Genomic DNA, 23468 nt, shown 5'->3' on the forward strand with positions numbered 1-23468 from the left:
CGCTTTTTTCATAACAAAACACACTACGAGGTGTACCATTTTTACCCGAGTCGCTAATTTTTGCCGTAAAGTGCTAAGCCGCGAAGAGAGCATGGCGAATGACGCTATTGCGCAACCACAGATGTCGGTTATCCCGCGTGAGCAGCACAATATTTCCCGCAAAGATATCAGTGAAAATGCCCTCAAGGTGCTCTATCGTCTGAATAAAGCGGGCTACGAGGCCTATCTCGTTGGCGGTGGAGTACGTGATTTACTGCTGGGCAAAAAACCCAAAGATTTCGACGTGACGACCAGCGCCACGCCCGAACAGGTGCGTAAATTATTCCGCAATTGCCGTCTCGTTGGCCGCCGTTTCCGTCTGGCACACGTCATGTTTGGGCCGGAAATTATTGAGGTGGCGACGTTCCGTGGTCACCACGAAGCGGGCGCATCCGATCGCACAACTTCCCAGCGTGGCCAGAACGGTATGCTGCTGCGCGACAACATCTTCGGTTCGATCGAAGAAGATGCCCAGCGTCGCGATTTCACCATCAACAGCCTTTACTACAGCGTGGCGGATTTCACCGTGCGTGATTACGTCGGCGGCATGCAGGATCTGAAAGAGGGCCTGATTCGCCTGATCGGCACGCCGGAAACCCGGTATCGCGAAGACCCGGTGCGTATGCTGCGCGCCGTGCGTTTCGCCGCCAAGCTGGATATGCGCATCAGCCCGGAGACGGCAGAGCCGATCCCGCGTCTGGCGACGCTTATCAATGACGTACCGCCAGCCCGCCTGTTCGAAGAAGCGCTCAAACTGCTGCAAGCCGGTCACGGCTTTGCCACCTATAACCTGCTGCGCGAATACAACCTTTTCCAGCCGTTATTCCCGTCCATTACCCGCTACTTCACCGAAAATGGTGACAGCCCAATGGAACGCATGATTGCGCAGGTGCTGAAGAATACCGACACCCGTATCCGCAACGATATGCGCGTGAACCCGGCGTTCCTGTTTGCGGCGATGTTCTGGTATCCGCTGCTGGAAACGGCTCAGCGTATTACCCAGGAAAGCGGCCTCGCCTATTATGACGCTTTTGCCCTGGCGGCAAACGACGTGCTGGACGAAGGCTGCCGTACGCTGGCCATTCCGAAACGTATTACCACGCTGGTGCGCGATATCTGGCAGCTTCAGCTGCGTATGTCCCGTCGTCAGGGCAAACGCGCCTGGAAGCTGATGGAGCATCCTAAGTTCCGCGCGGCCTTTGATCTGCTCTCTCTGCGTGCTGAAATTGAACGCAACCAGGAGCTGCAGCGTCTGGCGCAGTGGTGGGCCGAGTTCCAGGTCTCCGCACCGCCGGAGCAGAAAGACATGCTCACTGGCCTTGATGAAGAGCCGGCGCCGCGTCGTCGTCACCGTCGTCCGCGCAAGCGCGCACCGCGTCGCGAAGGCACGGCATGACCCTCGCGTATATCGCTATCGGCAGCAATCTGGCCTCTCCTCTGGAGCAGGTTAATGCTGCCGTTCAGGCGCTGGGTGAGATCCCCCAGAGCCGCATTGTGGCAGTCTCCTCGTTTTACCGTACACCGCCGCTCGGCCCGCAGGATCAGCCTGATTACCTGAATGCCGCCGTGGTGCTGGACACCGCACTGGATGCCGAAACGTTGCTGGATAACACCCAGCGCATTGAGCTGCAACAGGGTCGCGTGCGTAAAGCAGAGCGCTGGGGGCCACGTACCCTTGACCTCGACATCATGCTGTTTGGCAACGAGGTGATTAACACATCACGCCTGACGGTGCCGCATTACGACATGAAAAATCGCGGATTTATGCTCTGGCCGCTGTTTGAAGTCGCCCCCGATCTCACCTTCCCGGACGGCATCCCGCTCAGGGAGATCCTGGACAACCTCCACGCAGAAAAACCCGCTCGCTGGTAAGCCTGTGCCCCCGCGCATTAGCCACAAAATAATTGTGGCTAATAGACGACCTAAAATCATTGTTCCCTCGAATGTTACTGTTAGAATGCGCAAAGATTCGCTTTGGGTTATCAGGAAACAGTATGAAACCAACCACCATCTCCTTACTGCAGAAATGCAAACAGGAAAAGAGACGCTTCGCCACCATCACCGCATATGACTACAGCTTCGCCAAACTGTTTGCCGAAGAGGGGATCAACGTCATGCTGGTCGGGGACTCGTTAGGGATGACGGTACAAGGACATGACTCCACCCTGCCGGTCACGGTCGAGGATATTGCTTACCACACCCGAGCCGTGCGCCGTGGTGCACCTGCCTGCCTTCTGCTTTCCGATCTGCCGTTTATGGCCTACGCCACGCCGGAGCAGGCTTTCGACAATGCGGCGGCCGTGATGCGCGCCGGTGCCAATATGGTCAAAATCGAAGGCGGCGCCTGGCTGGTGGAGACGGTAAGAATGCTCACCGAACGCGCCGTGCCGGTGTGCGGACATTTGGGCCTTACGCCACAGTCCGTCAATATCTTTGGCGGTTACAAGGTGCAGGGCCGCGGTGATGCCGCGCAGGCGCTGTTTGACGATGCCCTCGCGCTGGAAGCGGCGGGCGCACAGCTGCTGGTGCTGGAATGTGTACCGGTTGAGCTGGCAAAACGCATCACCGACGCGCTGTCTATTCCGGTCATCGGGATTGGGGCTGGCAACGTGACCGACGGTCAGATTCTGGTGATGCACGACGCCTTTGGCATCACCGGCGGCCATATCCCGAAATTCGCCAAAAATTTCCTTACTGAAGCGGGCGACATGCGCGCCGCGGTCAGGCAGTATATTGCCGACGTCGAATCCGGTGTTTACCCGGGTGAAGAACACAGTTTCCATTAAGGAGTCTCGTTGTGCTAATCATTGAAACCCTGCCGCTGCTTCGCCAGCATATTCGCCGTGCACGACAGGAAGGTAAACGTATCGCACTGGTCCCGACCATGGGTAACCTGCATGACGGCCATATGAAACTGGTCGACGAAGCGAAAGCCCGTGCAGATATCGTGGTGGTCAGTATCTTCGTTAATCCGATGCAGTTTGACCGTGCGGACGACCTGGCGCGCTATCCTCGTACGCTGCAGGAAGATTGCGAGAAGCTGAAAAAGCGCCATGCGGACTTCGTCTTTGCGCCGGCACCTGCAGATGTCTACCCTCAGGGTACGGAAGAGTCCACGTACGTTGATGTCCCGGGCATTTCGACCATGCTCGAAGGGGCCAGCCGTCCAGGCCACTTCCGCGGCGTGTCCACCATCGTCAGCAAGCTGTTCAACCTGGTGCAGCCGGACGTAGCCTGCTTTGGTGAGAAAGATTTCCAGCAGCTGGCGCTGATCCGTAAGATGGTTGCCGACATGGGTTATGATATCGAGATCGTGGGCGTGCCGATTGTACGCGCCAAAGACGGTCTGGCGCTCAGCTCCCGTAACGGTTATCTGACCGCTGACCAGCGTAAGATTGCCCCAGGATTAAGCAAAGTCATGAATAGCATGGCAGAGCAACTGTTGGCGAAAGAGCTGACCGCTGAAGAGATCGTGGCCCTGGCTGAACAAGCGCTGAACGATAAAGGCTTCCGCGCTGACGATATTCAAATCCGTGATGCTGACACGCTGCTTGAGTTAACCGACGCCAGCAAGCGCGCGGTTATTCTGGTGGCTGCATGGCTCGGCCAGGCGCGCCTTATCGACAACAAAGTGGTTGAACTGGCATAACCTTCTTACCCTCCCCTCTTACAGGAGGGGTTAACGCATGATTAAAGGTACACGTAATGATTCGCAAAATGCTGCAAGGTAAGCTTCACCGTGTGAAAGTCACGCAGGCCGACCTGCACTATGAAGGCTCCTGCGCGATTGATCAGGATTTTCTCGACGCGGCGGGTATTCTTGAAAACGAAGCGATTGATATCTGGAACGTGAACAATGGCAAACGCTTCTCCACCTACGCGATTGCCGCAGAGCGCGGGTCTAAGATCATCTCCGTTAACGGTGCCGCCGCGCACTGTGCAGACGTAGGGGATATTGTGATCATCGCGAGCTTCGTCATGATGTCCGACGAAGAGGCGCGCCGCTGGCAGCCTAAAGTCGCCTATTTTGAAGGCGACAACGAGATGAAACGCACCGCAAAGGCGATTCCGGTCCAGGTTGCCTGATGCCGCCAGGAGCGGAGCCTTCAGGTTCCGCTCCTCAAAGGTAAAGAAAACATCCTTTTTTTGTATACATAGCCTCTCCCTCATTTATTTCCCCTATTTTCTCCTCTCTTAGCGTTTCTCTTGGTTTAAAAAAAACATTATTCTGAATGATATAATTAAAGGAATGATCTTTGCCATTTATAATCTAAACAATCCAATATAACTTGGCTGCAATAAAAATCGTCTCTCTCCGTTCATTCAAAACAAATTTAAAGATCATTTTCAATAACTTATCAAACATTCAATTTTTCTAATAATGGCTTTTAGCAATTTTAAATACCCAACCCATTCATAGATCCCTATCATCATTTTGCTTAAATTAAATCTGTACAATGTTTTTAAATGGAATTTTAATCATGTTAAAAAAGACGTTATTAGCTTCAGCTGTAACTTTGTTTGCAATGGGTTCATTTTCAGCAATAGCAGGCACCGATATCGGTTTAATCACCTTTGACGGTGCGGTAACAGACACAACGTGTAATATTTCCACCGCCAATGGTGAATCACAAAATAATATTACTATTACCTTACCGGTTGTTAAAAAATCTGATGTTGAATCAACCACCATCGATACCGGTGTCGGCTCTAAGAATTTTGAACTGCTGCTCACCAACTGCCCTGAGTCATTAAATAATGCCTCTGCAAGCTTTATGTCAAAAAATATGGGTGCCATTGCAAACGGTACCATTGAACCTGACGCCAGCGTAGCAGGCGCAGCAACCAACGTTGCACTTGCCTTGTATAATAATGCCCCTACCGAATCTTCTCGTATTATGGTCGGCCAGCCTGCTAATAATACGCAGAAAGCCAATCTTACCGCCGGTTCCGGCAAGCTGTTCTATCGCGTTGCATACGTTCCGGGTTCCAACTGGGTGAAAGACACGAACCCAGTGCAGTCAGGTAAAGTCAGCGCCAACGCATACTTCACCATGAGCTACGAATAATTTTATCCCTCCCGTTAATGTGCCCTGTTGGGCACATTTTTGCGTATTTATTGAGAGTTTACATGTACGTACTGAATATTAAGAGCGGATTAAAAGCCCTGCTGCTGGCCTCGATGAGCGTGTTTGCTCTTAACGCCAGTGCAGATATTGTGATTTCCGGCACCCGTGTCATTTATCCTGAATCGGCAAAAGACGTAACGGTGTCTATGGATAACCGTGGCACCCGGCCTCTGCTGGTACAGACCTGGCTCGATGATGGAAGAGATACCACTAACCCTCAGGAGCTGAAACTGCCTTTTATTGTGACGCCGCCTGTTTCGCGTGTTGAACCGCAAAAAGGACAAACCGTCAGAATCACCTGGCTGGGTCAGGCATTGCCAAAAGATAAAGAATCGCTGTTCTGGTTTAACGTTCTGGAAGTTCCGCCGAAGGCTAAGGAGAGCGATAACCAAAGTATGCTTCAGCTTGCTTTCCGCACCCGTATTAAACTCTTTTTCCGTCCCACTGGGTTAAAAGGGGAACCGACAGACGCGGCCAAAAATCTTAAGTGGTCCCAAACCCGACAAGGGCAAAAAATCGTTTTAAGTGCGAAAAATGATTCGCCTTATTATGTGTCGCTGGCAAGTGCGGCGCTTATTTCAGGCGGTAAAAGTTACGAGATCGAAACGCATTATATTGAACCGTTCTCAAGCCAGACGATGAATGTGAAAAATTACACCTCATCCGGAAAAAGCAAAATAACCTGGCAAGCCATTAATGATTTCGGTGGAATTGATAAGTATGAGTCTATACCGCATTGATTCCCTGTCAGCTTCAGAACATTCACAAAAACTATAATTAGCGTTGCCCTGGGACAGAGTTCATCATGCACTTTAGACGTTCGCTACTATGTTTATCGATAAGTGCGGTATTGCCGTTATGTGCATTTGCTGCTGAAAATAATAACGAAGAAGACGTGCAGTTTAACGAGCAGTTTCTTTATAACACTGGCGCATCCATTGATATCAGTCGTTTTTCAAAAGGCAACCCTGTTATTGCCGGAACCTATAAGGTGAAGATGATCGTTAACGGGAAACCTTCGGTGACCACGGATCTTCTGTTTAAGGAGAATGGCACACCGCGCGCCACTCCCTGCATCACCCCGAAACTACTCACGCAGGCAAATGTCACCACCGAGCAACTGAAACACCCTGAGGAGGATTCTGCTGACACCTGTGTCTCTATGCCAGACGCCTATCCCGGCTCGCGTGTGGCTTACGATCCCTCCACACAGGAGTTAGACCTTTCCATTCCTCAGGCTTTCGTCATTCAGCGTCCTGCGGGATTTGTCGATCCTTCACTGTGGGAAGACGGGATCCCGGTGGCCATGCTCTCATGGGATCTTAACGGCTGGCACGCAGACATGCCGGATTCCAGCACTGATACGGCCTATGCAGGTCTGCGCTATGGGGCAAACCTGGGGCCATGGCGACTCCGGGCGCGAGGCAACCTGAACTGGGATCAGGATTCCGGTACCCATTACGCCAGCCAGGATATCTATCTTCAGCGTGATATCACGCCGTTGAAAGCGCAGTTTATCGCCGGCGATTCCTATACCCGTGGCGACGCCTTCGATTCCATTAGCCTGCGCGGGGCGCGTTTATATAACGATGACCGTATGCTTCCAAATGGTATATCGACCTATGCGCCGGTGATCCGAGGGGTTGCAAACAGCAACGCCAAAGTCACGATCGCCCAAAGCGGCAATACGATTTACGAAACCTCCGTCCCCCCAGGACCGTTTGAGATCACCGACCTCAGTACAACAGGTTACGGTAGCGATCTCATCGTCACGGTAGAAGAGACGGATGGGAGCAAACGCTCCTTCTCAGTCGCCTATTCTTCCGTCGCACAAATGCTTCGTCCTGGCTACTCCCGATGGGATGTCGGCGTGGGTGAACTGCGTGACGACAGCCTGCGTGACAAACCAAAGGTGGGATATGCGACGGGCTACTATGGCTTAACCAATACCTTCACGGGGTATGCGGGCCTGGAATATACCGATAGCGATTTCTACGCCGCATTGTTGGGTATTGCCATGAATACCGGAGTCGGCGCATTCGCTCTTGATGTCACGCATTCGGATGCCCGGATCGACGGCTTACGACATCTCACGGGCGAAAGTTATCGCATCTCCTACAGCAAACTTATGGAAGCCACGAATACCTCTTTCAACGTCGCCGCCTACCGGTTTTCAACGTCTGACTATCTCAGCCTGAACGATGCGGCCTCGTTGACCAATGAGATCAAATACCGTGACAGGGAGCGTAACCCGGAACGTAACAACAGCGACGTGTATCAGACCTTCCAGCGCATGAAAAACCAGATCCAGGTGAATATCAGCCAACCGTTGAATATTGCCGATCTTGATTTGGGATCGCTGTATGTCAACTCAACCTGGCAGGACTACTGGAATGAAAGCAGTTCGTCCGCGCAATACTCGGTTGGCCACAGTCATTCGCTAAGCTGGGGAAGTTATAGCCTCACCGTGCAGCGCACCTACAATGAGTTTGGGGAAAAAGATGACAGCGTCTATCTGAACCTCACGATTCCATTCGACACGCTGATGGGTAACAGCAAGCGAGCGGGTGGCTTCTCCTCACTCACGACGGGCATCGGCAGCGATTTAAAAGGCGGCAGTAGCTTTAACGCCAGCGCTAACGGCAACACCGAAGATAACCGCTTCAGTTACAGCATTACCGAAAGCACCACGCGTTACGACGATACGTTAAATCAGTTAAGCGGGTACGGCAGTTACAACGGCCCGCATGGACCGCTAAGCCTTTCCGTCTCCGCCTCAGATGACGATACACGACAATATTCTGCCAGCTATAGCGGCGGAATGGTTCTGCACTCGGGTGGCGTAACACTCGCCCCTGGCAGCATCAGCGAAAGCGATACGCTTGCCTTAATTAAAGCTGAGGGGGCGGAAGGTGCACGCGTCTCTATCGGTAACGGTGAAATCGGCGCCTCAGGCTATGCCCTTATGCCCTATCTGTCCGCCTACCGTGAAAACAGCGTTGGTCTTGATATCAGTGAAATGCACTCTGACGTGGAAGTGAAAAATACCCGCTCCACCACCATCCCCCGTAGCGGTGCCGTTGTGCTGGTTAACTTTGAAACCGATCAGGGGCGCTCAGTGTTAATGGAACTGATGCGTGACGATGGCGGGTTTATCCCGTTAGGCGCCGATGTGCAAACCGACCAGGGCGTATCCGTGGGTAGCGTGGGTCAGGCCGGGCAAGCCTGGATCCGCGGAATTGAAGATAAAGGAACGTTAAATATCGTCTGGGGAAATGAGCCCGGCACATCCTGTACCGTCTCCTACCACATCCCACCGGATGCGAAAAAGATTGGACCGACAACGCTGCTGACGGGCCAGACCTGCCGCGTCACAGCCTTATAAAGGGAGTTAAAACATGCTTTTTAGAGCCTGGAAAAAAACAGGGTTAGTTATTTTAAGCACGGGGCTAATGGCGCTGTCGCTGGAAACACGCGCCGATAATCTCGATATTACCTTTACCGCAAATATCCGTGACACCACCTGCGATATGAAAATCGAAGGCGGCAGCGGTGATGGCACCAGCAACGTTATCCCCATTGGGACTAACGGCAAGGTGCGCCTGGATTACATCATCCTGAAAAATGCCAAAGCCACGACCAACTTTAAACTCAAAATGGTCTCATGCCCGCCGAGTCTGGCATCGCTGAAAACCACCATCAGCGGTAGCGCCAGCCCGCTGACGACGGCAATTAAGAACTCACTTTCCGGCGACGGCAGTGCGGAAAATATTGGCGTGGCGATTTCCCGTACCGCCACCCCGAATACCCCCTTTGTCATTAATTCATCCACCGATGCACAGCGCCTCGTCTGGTCGAGCGGAGAGATAAGTGCTGGCGAAGTACCACTTCTGGCGACGCTGGTGGAAACCGCAAACGGGCAGGGCACGACCGGCAATTTTAGCGGTATCGCTACGTTTAATTTCACCTATGAATAACTGGCAGCAATGCGGAGCGTTGATATGAAAATGAAAATGACATTACTGGTGCTTGCAATGACTGCCACCCTGCCTTCCGTTGCGTTAAGTGCGATTACAGGGACGACGAGCGTGCAGGCAACGTTTACATCCACCATTGAGGCCGGGACCTGTAACGCGGAGATTCAAAACGCCAGCGGAGCCCCGATTGACATTTTGCCGTTTGGCGATGTGTTTAAGTCTGACCTGGTGAGCCAGAGCCGACGAGAAGCCTTCAAAATCGCCTTCACGAACTGTGCCGGGGTAAAAAACGCCGCCATTCAGGCCATGCCGGGTGCAGGCGGGTCGTGTACCGGTAACGCGTATGCAGCCGGGCATAACGTCGGTTTTGAAATCTGGAAAGGCTCTGTCGACTCAGGCTCCATATTGAACTGCGCCACTGTCCCGACGTCTGTCATCAACCTGTCTAACGGGACGGGGAATTTTGAGATGGATGCGCGCATCGTCATTGCAAAAGGTAAAACAATTTCGGACGTGACGACAGGTTCGGTCAATGCGCCCGTGACGTTTACCGTGACCTATCAATAATGTTTATTCAGACAGGTAGCTTAAACAGGATGTGCCAGTCCCGCTTAATCTTAAGAAATGCGATGTCATGGCTGGCCCTCTGCATGGGGTTTCCCGCAGCGGGTTTTGCCTCCAGCCTGGAAATGGATATGACGGCAAACATTATCAACAATACGTGCCAGGTCAGTATTCCAGAAAGTGGAAACGTAACGCTGCCAACGGTGGGGAAACCGTGGTTTTACACCGCGGAGGGCACCGATCGACTTCAACCAGCAGACCCCGCGGGAGGAACACGCTTTATGATTCAGGTTGTGGACTGCAGCGGGGATGAATCGGGATCCGGGCAAGCGCTGCACTTTACCTTTAAACCGCAGTCTGCCCAAATTGATGGGATTTCAAAACAGATATTCAGTAATGAAACATCCGCCCTTGCTGGCGGCGCTGAAAACGTGGGGATTGTTATTTTTTCTGAATCCAATAATCAAAATGTCCTCGACAGCGAGGGGCAGTCTGATGTGGAGGTCAAAATAGCGACCCCATCAGACCAACAAAGCTATTTGAAAGCGTATAACTTTTACGCCCGCTATCAAAATTACGGCCCGGTCAGCGCAGGAAAAGTGACCGCGCGCGCATTAGTCAGCGTGACATATCGCTAACAGGCAACGCTAAAAGGAATAACTATGGCACAGCGTCCTGGGATAACTGTTTCCCCACGTTTTTACGGTTTTATTATTTTATTTATGTGCTTAACCATGAGCGCCTTTTACGCCCATGCAGCCGAGGAGTGCCAGGTTGGTAGGGCTAAGCCACGTTCGGTTGGCGATTTCACAGGCGGAAAACCAACGCTGAGAGCCGTTGATGCCGTCACCACTCCTACAAAAATCAGCTCACTCTATCCCTTAAGCCTAACCCCCCGGTTAATGAGCATATGCTCAGGTGGAGATGATGGAGAAAACATCTTCACCGCAACACGGGCTAACCTGCAGGTTGGCAGCATTGACGGAAAAGCCTTATTCAAAACCAATGTGACCGGCATTGCTTATGCACTGGCGTTTCGCACAAAAGGTACGGGAGTTACGGCCTATTTTGCCCCCAGCACAACCTGGTATCTGACGTTGCATATGGAAGATCAAGATGAATTATTGCGATACCAAACCTGGGAGGCCGCGGTCGAGTTTTATCAGCTTCCCAGCTTTGCCGGGGTTCCCGCAGAGGTGGTCTCCGTTGGCCCTGTCGGAGGGACTATCGGAGACTTTGGTATCGGCGATCCCTATGCGCCTAATGATGACCATCCAGGCACAACCATCAGCATCGCCGACATGGCATTTAAAACCCCTATAGAAATACCGACCTGCACCCTTACGGCTCCTAAAACCGTTGACCTGGGGGATTATGGTGTATCCGATATCGAGAACGATAAAACCATAAACGCCGATTTTGGGGTGACAGGGAATTGCACCAACACCCGTAAAGTCACCGTGAAGTTGACCACCAGTAAAACAACCGGAACTGATGGCTCATTACTTGCCAACACCGCACCGTCGAACGCGGCAAAAGGCGTGGGCGTGTTACTGAAGTGGCCGAACAACAGGCAGATAGTGCCTAATTCAACTAGCAGCTTTACCGCACAAGAGAACACTACCCTTGCCCTATTCAGCTTGTTACTTACGGCCCGGTTAGTTAAGTCTGGTACAGAAAAAGTCACCTCTGGCACGTTCAGCGCCATCGGCACCCTGCAGTTCACCTACGAGTAGCTTACCCCTGCGGCTGGTTGCTGATCAGCCGCGACATAGTCTCCAGCGAATCCGTTCTTAAGATGTACAGGCGTTTCAGTAAGAACGGATTATCCCCCGGCTTGACCTTCCCTTTTACCGTTGTCACTGCGAGGTGAAAACCGGCGTCATTCGCGGCTTTTATGGCTTTATTGTCATAGCCACCAAACGGATAAGAGAGATACAGCACGCGCGGGTTAAACTGCGCCAGCGCCCGGCGCGAGCGTTCGAAATCAAACAAAATCACGTGGTAGCTGCGGCTCAGTAGAATCGGATGCTTGTTACCATCCACGCGGTGCAGGAAGTGCGTGTGGGACTGAATGTCAAACACGTCCTGGATGCCCTTCAACTCCTGAACGCTCATAAATTGAAGTGATTTCGGATCCCACTTTTGCGGATGTCGCTTAATGCGGGATGAGATGATAAACGCCGTGGCGTTAAACCCGTACTCTTTCAGAATCGGGTAAGCATAGCGGCTTACGGATTTCAGTCCGTCATCAAACGTGATCACTACCGATTTGGCCGGCAGGTTCAGTTTGTTACGTACATACCCTTCCAGCTGATACATCGTCAGGGTGGTATACCCCTGGTCACGCAGCCAGGCCATCTGGTTATTGAACGCGCGCACGCTGGTGGTGGTAGAGGTATGCCGGAAGCGCGTGTTCTCTTCATCACGCAGAATATGATGGTAGGTCAGCACCGGGAGGCCATTATCTTCCTGCGCGTCCAGGCTGCTGATCCATGCCAGTCGGTTGCCGATACGGATTTGGTACCACGTCTGGTTTAAGCGGTCTTTGAGTTTACTTAAAACCGGATACCGCAGATTGGCGCTCAGCGTACCGAATGGCGCACTGCCGCTGGACGGCGCGTTGTACACCGGCGTGTCTTTCCAGGTGATCAGGTTTTGATTACTGAGCGGCTTATTAAGATCGCCAAGGCTGTCCTCAACGCGCTGCTTTCCCTGCACCTGCTCCAGATGGCCTTTATCGATAAATCCCGTCCCGAAGCCGAAGCGAAACTCGTAATAATCCGCAGCGGTAGGCACAACGGCAAGGATCTGTCCGGCTCTGACATGGCCGACGTTAACGACCTCGTTTCCCACCTGCGCCCAGATAGCCGCATCTTCAGTGGTTTGCATGTACTGGGCTGGAAGACCTTGCTGACTTAATAAACTGGCTGATGCCCCTCCAGAGAGAACCAGCAGGCACAGGAACAAAATACGCGTGAACATGTATGTGATATCGGTACGAATAAACTGGTGCCATTGTAACAAATGCACCATCAATACCAATGTTTAATTCTTATACAGGTCGTGAAGAAGAACGAAGGGGGGATTTTTCTGCTGCTGATGCCACAGGCTGCTGACGCCCGGCTTACCCTGCGCCACGATGGCATCGCGAAACTCTGCGCTGCTTAATAATTCACGCCGTGGATACATTAACTCAAGCAGGGGAAGATCAATACCGGAGATCACTTCGCAGCAGTCGTGTTTGTGGCTCAACAGAGCAGCCGCGCGATACGGCGCAGCGCCAGATTTATCGGTGAGAAAGATAACGCCTTCGCCAGTGTCGGTTTCATGCAGGGCATCACACATCATCCGGCTCAGCATGTTGGTGCTCAGCCCTTGCCAGTAATTCACCGCACGACACTGCGCCAGTGGACCAAACCTGGCTTCAAGCTTTATCAACATCTCCTGCGCCTGTTCATCGTGGCAGGTAATGACCCATCCCAGCATAACTCTCTCCTTAGCAGGCGAGTAGTTTAGCGAAGTGAAGATTAGCTTACGGTGATAACAGTCAAAGAAAAGGCCCGGCAACCAGAAAGTCACCGGGCGGAAGGTTAGCTGCGCAGTCCGCGTCCGCGCTGGATTAAGTACCAGCACAGCAGGTAGAAGGCGACGATAAATACCACCAGCACCGCAACGGTAGTGAACAGCGGTACGTCAGTAATGCCGAGGAAGCCGAAGCGGAAACCGCTGATCATGTAGACAATCGGGTTCAGGTGCGACAACGCCTGCCAGAACGGCGGCAGCAGCGTCAGGGAATAAAACACCCCACCCAGATAGGTCAGCGGCGTCAGCACAAAGGTCGGGATCAGGCTGATATCGTCAAACGTTTTGGCAAACACCGCGTTCAGCAGACCGGCAAGCGAAAACAGGATCGCCGTCAACAGCAGCGTCAGCCCCACGAACAGCCAGGAGTGCACCTGGAACGGCACGAAGAACAAGGAGATAGCCGTCACCAGGATCCCGACGCACAGGCCGCGCGCCACACCACCGCCAACGTAACCCGCGATGATCACATGCGTTGGCACCGGTGCCACCAGCAGCTCCTCAATGTTGCGCTGGAACTTAGCGCTAAAGAAAGACGAAGCCACGTTGGCATAGGCGTTGGTGATCACCGCCATCATGATCAAACCCGGAACGATAAACTGCATATAGGTAAAGCCATGCATCTCACCAATGCGGGAACCAATCAGATTACCGAAGATGATGAAATAGAGCGTCATGGTGATCACCGGCGGCACCAGGGTTTGTACCCAGATGCGCATAAAGCGGTTAATCTCTTTCGCCCAGATGCTTTTCAGCGCGACCCAATAAAGATGCGTCATGCCTTGTCTCCTTGTTTATCCTGCACCAGAGAGACAAACAGCTCTTCCAGTCGGTTCGCTTTGTTACGCATACTTAAAACCTGAATGCCCTGGGCACTCAGCTGGGAGAAGACGCTGTTAATGCCCTGCTCCCGCAATACTTCCACCTCCAGCGTGGAGGTGTCGACCAGGCGATACTGGTACCCTTCAAGCTTCGGCAGCGCGCTTTTTGCCGCCAGATCCAGAATGAACGTTTCTGATTTGAGCTTCGAGAGCAGATCCTTCATTGAGGTGTTTTCCACCAGCTCGCCGTTCTGAATGATGCCGATGTTGCGGCACAGCATTTCCGCTTCTTCAAGGTAGTGCGTCGTCAAAATAATGGTGGTGCCTTTGTCGTTGAGATCTTTCAGGAACCCCCACATTGAGCGACGAAGCTCAATATCTACCCCGGCGGTGGGCTCGTCGAGGATCAACAGTTTTGGCTCATGCATCAGCGCACGGGCAATCATCAGACGGCGCTTCATGCCGCCAGACAGCATACGCGCACGTTCCTTACGTTTTTCCCATAGATCAAGCTGCTTCAGGTACTTTTCGCTGCGAGCTAACGCTTCTTTTCGCTCAACGCCATAGTAGCCCGCCTGGTTGACGACGATCTGCTGCACCGTCTCAAACGGGTTGAAGTTGAACTCCTGCGGTACCAGACCGAGCTGACGTTTGGCGTTGACCACATCTTTTTGCAGATCGTAGCCAAACACGCAGACCCGGCCAGAGGTCTTATTGACCAGCGAGCTGATAATGCCGATGGTCGTCGATTTCCCCGCGCCGTTCGGCCCCAGAAGCGCATAGAAATCCCCCGCTTCTACTTTGAGATCTATCCCGCGTAGCGCCTGAACGCCGCCCGGATAGGTTTTTTTAAGCTGCTCAAGCTCCAGTGCAATCGCCATGAATTAAACTTACCTTAGGTTCTGACACACGTTGTGTGGTTTCATTAAAAGTCGGGTTACCCTATAGTAGCGCAACGCAATCACTTGGTTACAGGTCGCTAACCTCCATGAACAACATAGATACACTCATCAGCAACAATGCACTATGGTCAAAAATGCTGGTGGAGGAAGACCCCGGTTTTTTTGGAAAGCTCGCGCAAGCGCAGAATCCACGCTTTCTCTGGATTGGATGTTCCGACAGCCGTGTTCCGGCTGAGCGACTGACGGGCCTTGAGCCCGGCGAACTGTTTGTTCACCGTAACGTTGCCAACCTGGTGATTCATACCGATCTCAACTGCCTGTCTGTCGTTCAGTACGCCGTAGACGTCCTGGAGGTCGAGCACATCATTATTTGCGGTCACTACGGCTGCGGCGGCGTGCAGGCCGCTGTGGAAAACCCGGAACTGGGGCTCATCGATAACTGGCTGCTACACATCCGCGATATCTGGTTCAAACATAGCTCACTGCTGGGTGAAATGCCGCAGGAGCGCCGGATGGACACGCTGTGTGAACTGAACGTGATGGAGCAGGTATATAACCTGGGTCATTCAACGATCATGCAGTCAGCGTGGAAGCGCGGGCAGAAGGTCTCTATCCACGGCTGGGCGTACGGCATTCACGACGGCCTGCTGCGCAATCTGGAAGTGACCGCCACCAACCGCGAAACGCTGGAGCAGCGTTACCGTTCGGGCATTGCCAACCTCAAGCTTAAGCATGTGAACCATAAATAAAGCGGGGATTTTCGCCCTCTCCCTGTGGGAGAGGGCTGGGGTGAGGTCACCAGGCCGCACTACTCGTCCAGAAGCACAACCTTCCCAACATACGGCAGATGGCGATAACGCTGCGCGTAGTCAATACCGTAACCGACGACGAACTCGTCCGGAATAGAGAAACCAACAAACTCCACCGGTACCTGCACTTCACGGCGGTCTGGTTTATCCAGCAGAGTACAGATGGCCAGGGATTTCGGCTCACGCAGGCTCAGGATCTCGCGCACTTTAGAAAGCGTGTTACCGGAGTCGATGATGTCTTCGACGATCAACACATCTTTGCCACGAATATCTTCATCCAGATCTTTCAGGATTTTCACATCACGGGTTGTGGACATGCCGCTGCCGTAGCTGGAGGCGGTCATAAAATCGACCTCATGTGACACCTGCACTTCACGGCACAGGTCTGCCATGAACATGAAAGAGCCACGCAACAGACCAACCAGCACCATTTCGCTGCCGCTGTCCTTGTAATGTTCGGTGATTTGACGACCCAGTTCGGCGATACGCGCTTTGATCTCGGCTTCCGGGATCATCACTTCAACAGTATGTTTCATATTACTAACCATATGATTTTAATGAAAATCTCTCAATGCGGATGAATGTTATTCCGGCATCGATACGCAAGCCAGCCATTATATCAGCAAATGGCTAAGCCTGGCGTATGAGTTATAAAAAGCAAATATTGTGATTCCGATCACACTTGTTAATACCTATAATTAGTTGCTAGCAAATTATTAACAAAAACTGACGAGTACACTTTCTATGGCTGAAACAAACTCTAAACAGCCGCGTCTACTGGTGACACTAACAGCGTTATTCGCCGCCTTCTGCGGCCTGTACCTGTTAATCGGTGGCGTCTGGCTGGTCGCAATTGGCGGCTCCTGGTACTACCCCATTGCGGGCCTGGTTATGCTTGGCGTAACTGTTCTGCTCTGGCGTAGAAAACAATCCGCACTGTGGCTTTATGCGGCATTACTCCTCGCAACCATGATCTGGGGCGTCTGGGAAGTCGGGTTCGACTTCTGGGCACTGACGCCACGCAGCGACATTCTGGTCTTCTTCGGTATCTGGCTGATCCTGCCGTTCGTCTGGCGTCGCCTGATTGTGCCTTCCAGCGGTGCCGTTGCAGCGCTGCTTGTCGCTCTGCTAATCAGTGGCGGTATCCTGACCTGGGCCGGCTTTAACGACCCGCAGGAGATCAACGGTACGCTGAATGCAGAATCCACCCCTGCGGCGGCTATCTCGCAGGTGGCTGACGGCGACTGGCCAGCGTATGGCCGTAACCAGGAAGGTCAGCGCTACTCCCCGCTGAAGCAGATCAACGCGGACAACGTGAAAAACCTGAAAGAAGCCTGGGTATTCCGTACCGGCGATCTGAAGATGCCAAACGATCCGGGTGAACTGACCAACGAAGTGACGCCAATTAAAGTGGGCAACATGCTTTATCTGTGTACGGCGCACCAGCGACTGTTCGCGCTCGACGCGGCCACCGGTAAAGAGAAATGGCACTTCGATCCGCAGCTGAACTCCAACCCGTCGTTCCAGCACATCACCTGCCGCGGTGTCTCTTACCACGAAGCGCGTGCGGATAATGCCAGCCCGGACGTCATTGCCGACTGTCCTCGCCGCATTATGCTGCCGGTGAACGATGGCCGCATGTTCGCGATTAACGCCGAAACGGGCAAGTTGTGCGAAACCTTCGCCAACAAAGGTATCCTGAACCTGCAGACCAACATGCCGGACACCACGCCGGGTCTGTATGAACCCACCTCACCGCCAATCATCACCGATAAAACCATCGTGATTGCTGGTTCGGTGACGGATAACTTCTCCACCCGCGAAACCTCTGGCGTTATCCGTGGTTTCGACGTGAATACCGGTAAACTGCTGTGGGCCTTCGATCCGGGCGCGAAAGATCCTAACGCGATCCCGTCTGATGAACACACCTTTACCTTCAACTCGCCAAACTCCTGGGCACCGGCTGCGTATGATGCGAAGCTGGATCTGGTCTACCTGCCAATGGGCGTGACCACGCCTGATATCTGGGGCGGTAACCGTACCCCTGAGCAGGAACGTTATGCCAGCTCCATTCTGGCGCTGAACGCGACCACCGGTAAACTGGCGTGGAGCTACCAGACCGTACACCACGATCTGTGGGATATGGATATGCCGTCCCAGCCAACGCTGGCGGATATTACCGTTAACGGCAAAACCGTTCCGGTGATTTATGCTCCGGCGAAAACCGGTAACATCTTCGTACTGGACCGTCGTAACGGCGAGCTGGTTGTGCCTGCACCGGAAAAACCGGTTCCTCAGGGTGCGGCAAAAGGCGATTACGTCACTAAAACGCAGCCGTTCTCCGAACTGAGCTTCCGTCCGAAGAAAGACCTCAGCGGCGCAGACATGTGGGGTGCCACCATGTTTGACCAGCTGGTGTGCCGCGTAATGTTCCATCAGCTACGCTATGAAGGCATCTTTACCCCGCCTTCTGAGCAGGGCACGCTGGTCTTCCCGGGTAACCTTGGGATGTTCGAATGGGGCGGGATCTCCGTTGACCCTAACCGCCAGGTAGCGATCGCCAACCCGATGGCGCTGCCGTTTGTCTCTAAACTGATCCCACGTGGTCCGGGTAACCCGATGGAGCAGCCGAAAGACGCGAAAGGCAGCGGTACCGAAGCCGGTATTCAGCCGCAGTATGGCGTACCGTTTGGCGTGACCCTGAATCCGTTCCTGTCTCCGTTTGGTCTGCCGTGTAAACAGCCTGCCTGGGGATATATCTCCGGTCTGGATCTGAAAACCAACCAGATCGTGTGGAAAAAACGTATTGGTACCCCGCAGGACAGCATGCCGTTCCCGATGCCGGTTCCAGTGCCGTTCAACATGGGTATGCCAATGCTGGGTGGCCCAATTTCCACCGCCGGTAACGTGCTGTTCATCGCGGCAACCGCAGATAACTACCTGCGCGCGTACAACATGACCAACGGTGAGAAACTGTGGCAAGGCCGTCTGCCAGCCGGTGGGCAGGCAACGCCGATGACCTATGAAGTGAATGGCAAGCAGTACGTTGTCATCTCTGCGGGCGGTCACGGTTCGTTTGGCACGAAGATGGGCGACTATATTGTCGCGTATGCGTTGCCGGATGACGCAAAATAAATGCAAAACGGCAACCTCGGTTGCCGTTTTTTATGTTTGTTCCCTCTCCCACCGGGAGAGGGTCAGGGTGAGGGCATCAGGCCGCACCTGCGAAATGTAGGCCGGGTAAGGCGAAGCCGCCACCCGGCTTTTTTATACGGTAAAACCAAGCATCATCCCCGTATCTTCGTGTTCCAGCAGATGACAGTGCGCCATATAGGCAAACTCCTTCGGCGCCTCGTGGTCAAACTTCACCAGCACCTCGCTGACGCCGCCTTCCACTCTCACTGTATCTTTCCAGCCCGCGCGATGCGCATCCGGCGTTTTGCCGTTCTCTGAAAGAATACGGAACTGGGTGCCGTGAATATGGAACGGATGCAGCATCATGTCGCCTTCGCCTGAAATCACCCAGCGCTCAAACTGCCCTTTTGTAGCAGCAAACATTGGCGTGTTCATATCGAACGCTTTGCCGTTGATCATATTGGCATTGTGGAAATCAAACCCGTGACCGCCGTGATTCATACCGCCCATCTTGCCGTGATCCATGTTCATATGGCCCATCATCTGCCCGTGGTGCATCCCCGCCATCGCCTGATCGCCATACTTTTTCATCAGCGCCTGCATGCCCATCATGTCGAGCATCGGATCCATGGAGAGCTGCAGCTTACGTTGCGTAAGCCCAGCAAGCGATGGAAGCGCCGGCAGCGTGGTTAAGGTGTCCGGCAGCGTACCGGAGGCGGTGATCTGCAGCGGCTGAATACGTAAAACCGGGTGTGGCTTATCGAATGGCGCAACGGCCATCCCCATCTGGCTGACCGGGAGCGTCACCAGGTCAAATGACTTACCGTCGCTGATGTCCACCAGCACCTCAAAGCGCTCGCCCATCAGCACAGGGAGTTCATTCACTTTGACCGGCTCAGGCAGCAGTCCTCCGTCGCTCGCCACGACGTACAACGGACGATTATCGCTGGTGGCAAAGTTCAGCGAGCGCGCGTTGCATCCGTTGAGCAGACGTAACCGCAGCCAGCCTTTTGGTGCAGCGTGCTGGGGGTAGATCGCGCCATTGGTCAGCAGCGTATCGCCAAACCAGCCTACCGCCGCGGTCATCACATCCAGCTGATAATCAATCTGACCGTCTGTGGAGAATTTTTTGTCCTGCACAATGACCGGCACATCGTCGATACCCCACTGTTTGGGCAGACGCAGCAGGCGACTTTCGTCATCTTCAATCAGCACCAGGCCTGCCAGCCCCATGGCCACCTGATGGCCCGTTTTACCATGCTGATGCGGGTGGAACCAGCAGGTCGCCGCCCGCTGCTCGGGGGTAAAGGTCACGGTACGCTTCCCGCCCGCTTTTATAATCCCTTGCGGGCCGCCGTCGACCTCGCCCGGCACTTCCAGCCCGTGCCAGTGCAGCGTCGTCTCTTCTGCCAGCGTGTTGTGAATATCAACGGTGACGGCTTTTCCTCTGCGCAACTGCAACGCCGGGCCAAGCACATTGCCGTTATAGCCCCAGGTGGTGGCGTTATTTTTACCAAACGCCGTTTTACCGGACTGAACCACCAGCTGGATACGGCCACGGGCATCGGCGGTCAATAAATCAGGAATGGGTAAGGCAGGTCTGTCAGCCGCCAGAACCGCACGACTCCACAGTGGTAATGCGCTGGCAACCCCCAACGCAACGGAATATTTTAGAAATTCACGACGTTGCATATTCATTTCCTTATTTCGTGCAGACGATCTTTTGAGCATAAACCCTCCCCTTACCGGAAGGTCAAGTAACGCGGCAATAATAAAGATCGTCGCACTGGCACCAAATATGCTAACGTTGATTTTCCGTGATGCAGTGGTAGAAGCAATGAAGACGTTTTTCAGGACAATTTTGTTCACCAGCCTGATGGCAATGTGTGCCAACAGCTATGCGCTCAGTGAAAATGAAGCGGAAGATATGGCCGATCTGACGGCGGTTTTTGTATTCCTGAAAAATGATTGTGGCTACCAGAATTTACCCAACGGGCAAATTCGTCGCGCACTGGTCTTTTTTGCCCAGCAGAACCAATGGGACCTCAGCAACTACGACAGCTTCGACATGAAAGCGCTCGGTGAAGACAGTTACCGTGATTTAAGCGGTATTGGCATCCCAACGGCAAAAAAATGCAAAGCGCTGGCCCGCGATTCGCTTAGCCTGCTCGCCTACGTGAAATAACCTTCCCGACGCCTCTTGTTTCGCCTGGAACCGTGCAACCACGGTTATAGTTAGCTATCATGTTTCGCTCATTTTTCGTGAGTGTAACGGATGTTAACGAAGAGGAGTCCGCGTATGGCCGACCACACGTTGTGGCATGAAACACTGCATGACCAGTTTGGTCAGTACTTTGCCGTTGATAACGTGCTATATCATGAGAAAACCGATCATCAGGATCTGATCATCTTCGAGAATGCCGCTTTTGGCCGCGTAATGGCGCTGGACGGCGTGGTGCAAACCACCGAGCGAGATGAGTTTATCTATCATGAGATGATGACCCACGTCCCGCTGCTGGCCCATGGCCACGCGAAGCACGTGCTGATTATCGGCGGCGGCGACGGGGCGATGCTGCGCGAAGTCTCCCGCCACCAGTCCATTGAAACCATCACCATGGTAGAGATCGACGCGGGCGTGGTCTCATTCTGTCGTCAGTACCTGCCTAACCATAACGCGGGTAGCTACGACGATCCGCGCTTTAAGCTGGTGATTGACGATGGCGTGAACTTCGTCAACCAGACGACTCAGACGTTTGACGTCATTATCTCCGACTGTACCGACCCTATCGGCCCGGGCGCCTCGCTGTTTACCTCATCGTTCTACGAGGGTTGCAAGCGTTGTCTGAACCCTGGCGGTATCTTCGTGGCGCAAAATGGCGTCTGCTTCCTGCAGCAGGATGAAGCGCTCGACAGCCACCGCAAACTGAGCACCTATTTTGGCGATGTTAGCTTCTATCAGGCTGCCATTCCGACCTACTACGGCGGGATCATGACCTTTGCCTGGGCGACGGATAACGACGTCCTGCGTCATCTCTCCACGGAGATTATCCAGGCGCGCTTCCATCAGGCAGGTCTCCAGTGCCGTTACTACAATCCGGCGGTCCATACCGCAGCCTTCGCCTTGCCGCAGTACCTGCAAGATGCACTGTCCTCCCAGGGGGTGAACTAATTGAAAAAGCTTAAACTGCATGGCTTTAACAACCTGACCAAAAGCCTGAGTTTTTGTATTTACGATATCTGCTACGCCAAAACAGCGGAAGAGCGCGATGGCTACATCGCCTATATCGATGAACTCTACAACGCCAACCGACTGACCGAGATCCTGTCGGAAACCTGCTCTATTATCGGCGCAAATATTCTGAACATCGCCCGCCAGGATTATGAACCTCAGGGCGCCAGCGTGACCATACTGGTCAGCGAAGAGCCGGTCGATCCTAAGCTTATCGACAAAACCGAACACCCGGGCCCGCTGCCTGAAGTGGTTGTCGCCCACCTCGATAAAAGCCATATCTGCGTGCACACCTATCCGGAGAGCCACCCGGAAGGCGGCCTGTGCACGTTCCGCGCCGATATCGAAGTATCCACCTGCGGCGTGATCTCCCCACTAAACGCGCTGAACTATTTAATTCACCAGTTGGAATCCGATATCGTCACCATTGATTATCGTGTGCGTGGTTTTACGCGCGATATCAACGGCATGAAGCACTTTATCGATCACGAGATCAACTCCATTCAGAACTTTATGTCCGAGGACATGAAATCGCTGTACGACATGATGGACGTGAACGTGTACCAGGAGAACATCTTCCACACCAAGATGCTGCTTAAGGAGTTTGACCTTAAGCACTACATGTTCCACACAAAGCCAGAAGATTTAAGCGAAGAAGAGCGTAAGGTCATTACCGACCTGCTCTGGAAAGAGATGCGCGAAATCTACTACGGCCGCAATATTCCGGCCGTGTAAGACTCGCACGGAGCAAGGACGCTCCTGTGTGCTATTTCTGTTTCATAAACTCCCGGTACGCCGCCACGACCTGCAGAAAGTCCTCCACGCCACACAGCGACAGGCTCTCTTCGTCGTAATAGCTCATCCCCTCTTCCATCTCGTCGCCCGAGAATTCCAGCTGATTGGCCCGCACCATCACCTCTTCGCCATCCATCCACAGCGTGTATTCATGACCCGCACGTTGCCAGGAGCGTTCACTGCCTTTTATCGCATTCGCCGCCTGTTCAACTTCATCAAGAAGCGCAAGATTTTCTTTCACCTCTTCGTTAAACCAGTGTCCAACGGCTTCGTGGCCCATCGACATACGCACTTTCACCCCCCCGGTGATGTCGCGCAGAAATTCGTAATCCATAGTGTTTTCCTCTGCAAAGCCATTACGGTAATTATCGCAGCAGAGAGGAAGAAAAAAAGCGTGTGAGGTGGGAGGAATGAAAATAAAAAGGTGAGAGCAAGGCCCTGCGGCCTGATGCCCTCACCCCGGCCCTCTCCCACGGGAGAGGG

The 23468-nt window shown here is 53.3% G+C and carries 24 protein-coding genes; 17 read left to right on the forward strand and 7 right to left on the reverse strand.

Annotated features, from left to right (window positions below; translation table 11 throughout):
* Positions 1-37: 37 nt before the first annotated feature.
* The 12 genes from pcnB (at position 38) to AK59_RS0120180 (ending at position 11445) form a co-directional block, all read left to right on the forward strand.
* Positions 38-1435, forward strand: a complete 1398-nt coding sequence (gene pcnB / locus AK59_RS0120125; protein WP_072193776.1) for a polynucleotide adenylyltransferase PcnB — start codon at positions 38-40, stop codon at positions 1433-1435.
* A complete protein-coding gene (folK, locus tag AK59_RS0120130) occupies positions 1432-1911 on the forward strand; it encodes a 2-amino-4-hydroxy-6-hydroxymethyldihydropteridine diphosphokinase (RefSeq protein WP_013095629.1) in 480 nt (159 codons plus the stop codon). The genes pcnB and folK overlap by 4 nt, the downstream gene beginning before the upstream one ends.
* Positions 1912-2033: 122 nt before the next feature.
* The gene (panB, locus tag AK59_RS0120135; RefSeq protein WP_013095628.1) at positions 2034-2825 is read left to right on the forward strand and encodes a 3-methyl-2-oxobutanoate hydroxymethyltransferase; all 792 of its coding nucleotides are present in this window, start codon (positions 2034-2036) and stop codon (positions 2823-2825) included.
* 11 nt (positions 2826-2836) lie between these two features.
* Entirely contained in the window at positions 2837-3688 is an 852-nt protein-coding gene (gene panC / locus AK59_RS0120140) for a pantoate--beta-alanine ligase (protein WP_029883635.1), read from the forward strand.
* Between the two features lie 56 nt (positions 3689-3744).
* A complete protein-coding gene (gene panD, locus AK59_RS0120145; RefSeq protein WP_003856284.1) occupies positions 3745-4125 on the forward strand; it encodes an aspartate 1-decarboxylase in 381 nt (126 codons plus the stop codon).
* Positions 4126-4520: 395 nt separating this feature from the next.
* Entirely contained in the window at positions 4521-5108 is a 588-nt protein-coding gene (locus tag AK59_RS0120150; RefSeq protein WP_029883636.1) for a fimbrial protein, read from the forward strand.
* Between the two features lie 62 nt (positions 5109-5170).
* A complete protein-coding gene (locus tag AK59_RS0120155) occupies positions 5171-5908 on the forward strand; it encodes a fimbrial chaperone (protein WP_029883637.1) in 738 nt (245 codons plus the stop codon).
* A gap of 65 nt (positions 5909-5973) precedes the next feature.
* Positions 5974-8553: an outer membrane usher protein gene (locus AK59_RS0120160; protein ID WP_029883638.1), complete on the forward strand. Its 2580-nt coding sequence runs from the start codon at positions 5974-5976 to the stop codon at positions 8551-8553.
* 13 nt (positions 8554-8566) lie between these two features.
* On the forward strand, positions 8567-9145 hold the full coding sequence (locus AK59_RS0120165; RefSeq protein ID WP_029883639.1) for a fimbrial protein: 579 nt from the start codon (positions 8567-8569) through the stop codon (positions 9143-9145).
* A gap of 24 nt (positions 9146-9169) precedes the next feature.
* The gene (locus tag AK59_RS0120170; protein WP_029883640.1) at positions 9170-9712 is read left to right on the forward strand and encodes a fimbrial protein; all 543 of its coding nucleotides are present in this window, start codon (positions 9170-9172) and stop codon (positions 9710-9712) included.
* Positions 9713-9741: 29 nt separating this feature from the next.
* Positions 9742-10347, forward strand: coding sequence for a fimbrial-like protein (locus AK59_RS0120175; protein ID WP_013095621.1), 606 nt, complete (start codon positions 9742-9744; stop codon positions 10345-10347).
* Positions 10348-10371: 24 nt separating this feature from the next.
* The gene (locus tag AK59_RS0120180) at positions 10372-11445 is read left to right on the forward strand and encodes a fimbrial protein StkG (RefSeq protein WP_029883641.1); all 1074 of its coding nucleotides are present in this window, start codon (positions 10372-10374) and stop codon (positions 11443-11445) included.
* A gap of 1 nt (position 11446) precedes the next feature.
* On the opposite strand, the gene AK59_RS0120185 is transcribed toward AK59_RS0120180, so the two are convergent.
* The 4 genes from AK59_RS0120185 to AK59_RS0120200 form a co-directional block, all read right to left on the reverse strand.
* Positions 11447-12694 (reverse strand): polysaccharide deacetylase family protein, encoded by a 1248-nt coding sequence (locus tag AK59_RS0120185; protein ID WP_029883642.1) that lies wholly within the window; start codon positions 12692-12694, stop codon positions 11447-11449.
* Positions 12695-12757: 63 nt separating this feature from the next.
* Positions 12758-13198: a PTS sugar transporter subunit IIA gene (locus AK59_RS0120190; protein ID WP_029883643.1), complete on the reverse strand. Its 441-nt coding sequence runs from the start codon at positions 13196-13198 to the stop codon at positions 12758-12760.
* A 104-nt stretch (positions 13199-13302) separates the two neighbouring features.
* Positions 13303-14073: an ABC transporter permease gene (locus AK59_RS0120195; RefSeq protein ID WP_013095617.1), complete on the reverse strand. Its 771-nt coding sequence runs from the start codon at positions 14071-14073 to the stop codon at positions 13303-13305.
* Complete coding sequence (locus AK59_RS0120200; protein WP_029883644.1) at positions 14070-14996, reverse strand: ABC transporter ATP-binding protein; 927 nt, start codon at positions 14994-14996, stop codon at positions 14070-14072. The genes AK59_RS0120195 and AK59_RS0120200 overlap by 4 nt, the downstream gene beginning before the upstream one ends.
* Before the next feature lie 107 nt (positions 14997-15103).
* Between AK59_RS0120200 and can the strand changes: the two genes are divergently transcribed.
* Positions 15104-15766, forward strand: a complete 663-nt coding sequence (gene can / locus AK59_RS0120205; protein ID WP_013095615.1) for a carbonate dehydratase — start codon at positions 15104-15106, stop codon at positions 15764-15766.
* A 59-nt stretch (positions 15767-15825) separates the two neighbouring features.
* On the opposite strand, the gene hpt is transcribed toward can, so the two are convergent.
* Entirely contained in the window at positions 15826-16362 is a 537-nt protein-coding gene (gene hpt, locus AK59_RS0120210) for a hypoxanthine phosphoribosyltransferase (protein WP_013095614.1), read from the reverse strand.
* A gap of 208 nt (positions 16363-16570) precedes the next feature.
* Here hpt and AK59_RS0120215 point away from each other — a divergent pair, with 208 nt between their 5' ends.
* Positions 16571-18961, forward strand: a complete 2391-nt coding sequence (locus AK59_RS0120215; protein WP_029883645.1) for a glucose/quinate/shikimate family membrane-bound PQQ-dependent dehydrogenase — start codon at positions 16571-16573, stop codon at positions 18959-18961.
* 132 nt (positions 18962-19093) lie between these two features.
* On the opposite strand, the gene cueO is transcribed toward AK59_RS0120215, so the two are convergent.
* The gene (gene cueO / locus AK59_RS0120220) at positions 19094-20653 is read right to left on the reverse strand and encodes a multicopper oxidase CueO (protein ID WP_029883646.1); all 1560 of its coding nucleotides are present in this window, start codon (positions 20651-20653) and stop codon (positions 19094-19096) included.
* 145 nt (positions 20654-20798) lie between these two features.
* On the opposite strand from cueO, the gene AK59_RS0120225 reads away from it, so the two are divergent.
* The 3 genes from AK59_RS0120225 (at position 20799) to speD (ending at position 22925) form a co-directional block, all read left to right on the forward strand.
* Positions 20799-21146 carry a YacC family pilotin-like protein gene (locus tag AK59_RS0120225; protein ID WP_014830675.1) on the forward strand — a complete coding sequence of 116 codons (348 nt, stop codon included), beginning with the start codon at positions 20799-20801 and terminating at the stop codon, positions 21144-21146.
* Between the two features lie 114 nt (positions 21147-21260).
* A complete protein-coding gene (speE, locus tag AK59_RS0120230) occupies positions 21261-22130 on the forward strand; it encodes a polyamine aminopropyltransferase (RefSeq protein WP_013095610.1) in 870 nt (289 codons plus the stop codon).
* Positions 22131-22925, forward strand: a complete 795-nt coding sequence (gene speD, locus AK59_RS0120235; protein WP_013095609.1) for an adenosylmethionine decarboxylase — start codon at positions 22131-22133, stop codon at positions 22923-22925.
* 31 nt (positions 22926-22956) lie between these two features.
* On the opposite strand, the gene yacL is transcribed toward speD, so the two are convergent.
* Entirely contained in the window at positions 22957-23319 is a 363-nt protein-coding gene (yacL, locus tag AK59_RS0120240; RefSeq protein WP_029883647.1) for a protein YacL, read from the reverse strand.
* Positions 23320-23468 lie beyond the last annotated feature (149 nt).

The sequence above is a fragment of the Enterobacter sp. T1-1 genome (assembly GCF_000710795.1).
GTDB classification, from domain to species: Bacteria; Pseudomonadota; Gammaproteobacteria; order Enterobacterales; family Enterobacteriaceae; genus Enterobacter; species Enterobacter cloacae.

What these genes read in the sequence shown, in the direction of transcription:
- folK (WP_013095629.1), top strand. Translation starts at nt 1,432, where the DNA reads ATGACCCTCGCGTATATCGCTATCGGCAGCAATCTGGCCTCTCCTCTG.
- panB (WP_013095628.1), top strand. Translation starts at nt 2,034, where the DNA reads ATGAAACCAACCACCATCTCCTTACTGCAGAAATGCAAACAGGAAAAG.
- panD (WP_003856284.1), top strand. Translation starts at nt 3,745, where the DNA reads ATGATTCGCAAAATGCTGCAAGGTAAGCTTCACCGTGTGAAAGTCACG.
- AK59_RS0120150 (WP_029883636.1), top strand. Translation starts at nt 4,521, where the DNA reads ATGTTAAAAAAGACGTTATTAGCTTCAGCTGTAACTTTGTTTGCAATG.
- AK59_RS0120155 (WP_029883637.1), top strand. Translation starts at nt 5,171, where the DNA reads ATGTACGTACTGAATATTAAGAGCGGATTAAAAGCCCTGCTGCTGGCC.
- AK59_RS0120160 (WP_029883638.1), top strand. Translation starts at nt 5,974, where the DNA reads ATGCACTTTAGACGTTCGCTACTATGTTTATCGATAAGTGCGGTATTG.
- AK59_RS0120165 (WP_029883639.1), top strand. Translation starts at nt 8,567, where the DNA reads ATGCTTTTTAGAGCCTGGAAAAAAACAGGGTTAGTTATTTTAAGCACG.
- AK59_RS0120170 (WP_029883640.1), top strand. Translation starts at nt 9,170, where the DNA reads ATGAAAATGAAAATGACATTACTGGTGCTTGCAATGACTGCCACCCTG.
- AK59_RS0120175 (WP_013095621.1), top strand. Translation starts at nt 9,742, where the DNA reads ATGTGCCAGTCCCGCTTAATCTTAAGAAATGCGATGTCATGGCTGGCC.
- AK59_RS0120180 (WP_029883641.1), top strand. Translation starts at nt 10,372, where the DNA reads ATGGCACAGCGTCCTGGGATAACTGTTTCCCCACGTTTTTACGGTTTT.
- AK59_RS0120185 (WP_029883642.1), bottom strand. Translation starts at nt 12,694, where the DNA reads ATGTTCACGCGTATTTTGTTCCTGTGCCTGCTGGTTCTCTCTGGAGGG.
- AK59_RS0120190 (WP_029883643.1), bottom strand. Translation starts at nt 13,198, where the DNA reads ATGCTGGGATGGGTCATTACCTGCCACGATGAACAGGCGCAGGAGATG.
- AK59_RS0120195 (WP_013095617.1), bottom strand. Translation starts at nt 14,073, where the DNA reads ATGACGCATCTTTATTGGGTCGCGCTGAAAAGCATCTGGGCGAAAGAG.
- AK59_RS0120200 (WP_029883644.1), bottom strand. Translation starts at nt 14,996, where the DNA reads ATGGCGATTGCACTGGAGCTTGAGCAGCTTAAAAAAACCTATCCGGGC.
- can (WP_013095615.1), top strand. Translation starts at nt 15,104, where the DNA reads ATGAACAACATAGATACACTCATCAGCAACAATGCACTATGGTCAAAA.
- hpt (WP_013095614.1), bottom strand. Translation starts at nt 16,362, where the DNA reads ATGAAACATACTGTTGAAGTGATGATCCCGGAAGCCGAGATCAAAGCG.
- AK59_RS0120215 (WP_029883645.1), top strand. Translation starts at nt 16,571, where the DNA reads ATGGCTGAAACAAACTCTAAACAGCCGCGTCTACTGGTGACACTAACA.
- cueO (WP_029883646.1), bottom strand. Translation starts at nt 20,653, where the DNA reads ATGCAACGTCGTGAATTTCTAAAATATTCCGTTGCGTTGGGGGTTGCC.
- AK59_RS0120225 (WP_014830675.1), top strand. Translation starts at nt 20,799, where the DNA reads ATGAAGACGTTTTTCAGGACAATTTTGTTCACCAGCCTGATGGCAATG.
- speE (WP_013095610.1), top strand. Translation starts at nt 21,261, where the DNA reads ATGGCCGACCACACGTTGTGGCATGAAACACTGCATGACCAGTTTGGT.
- yacL (WP_029883647.1), bottom strand. Translation starts at nt 23,319, where the DNA reads ATGGATTACGAATTTCTGCGCGACATCACCGGGGGGGTGAAAGTGCGT.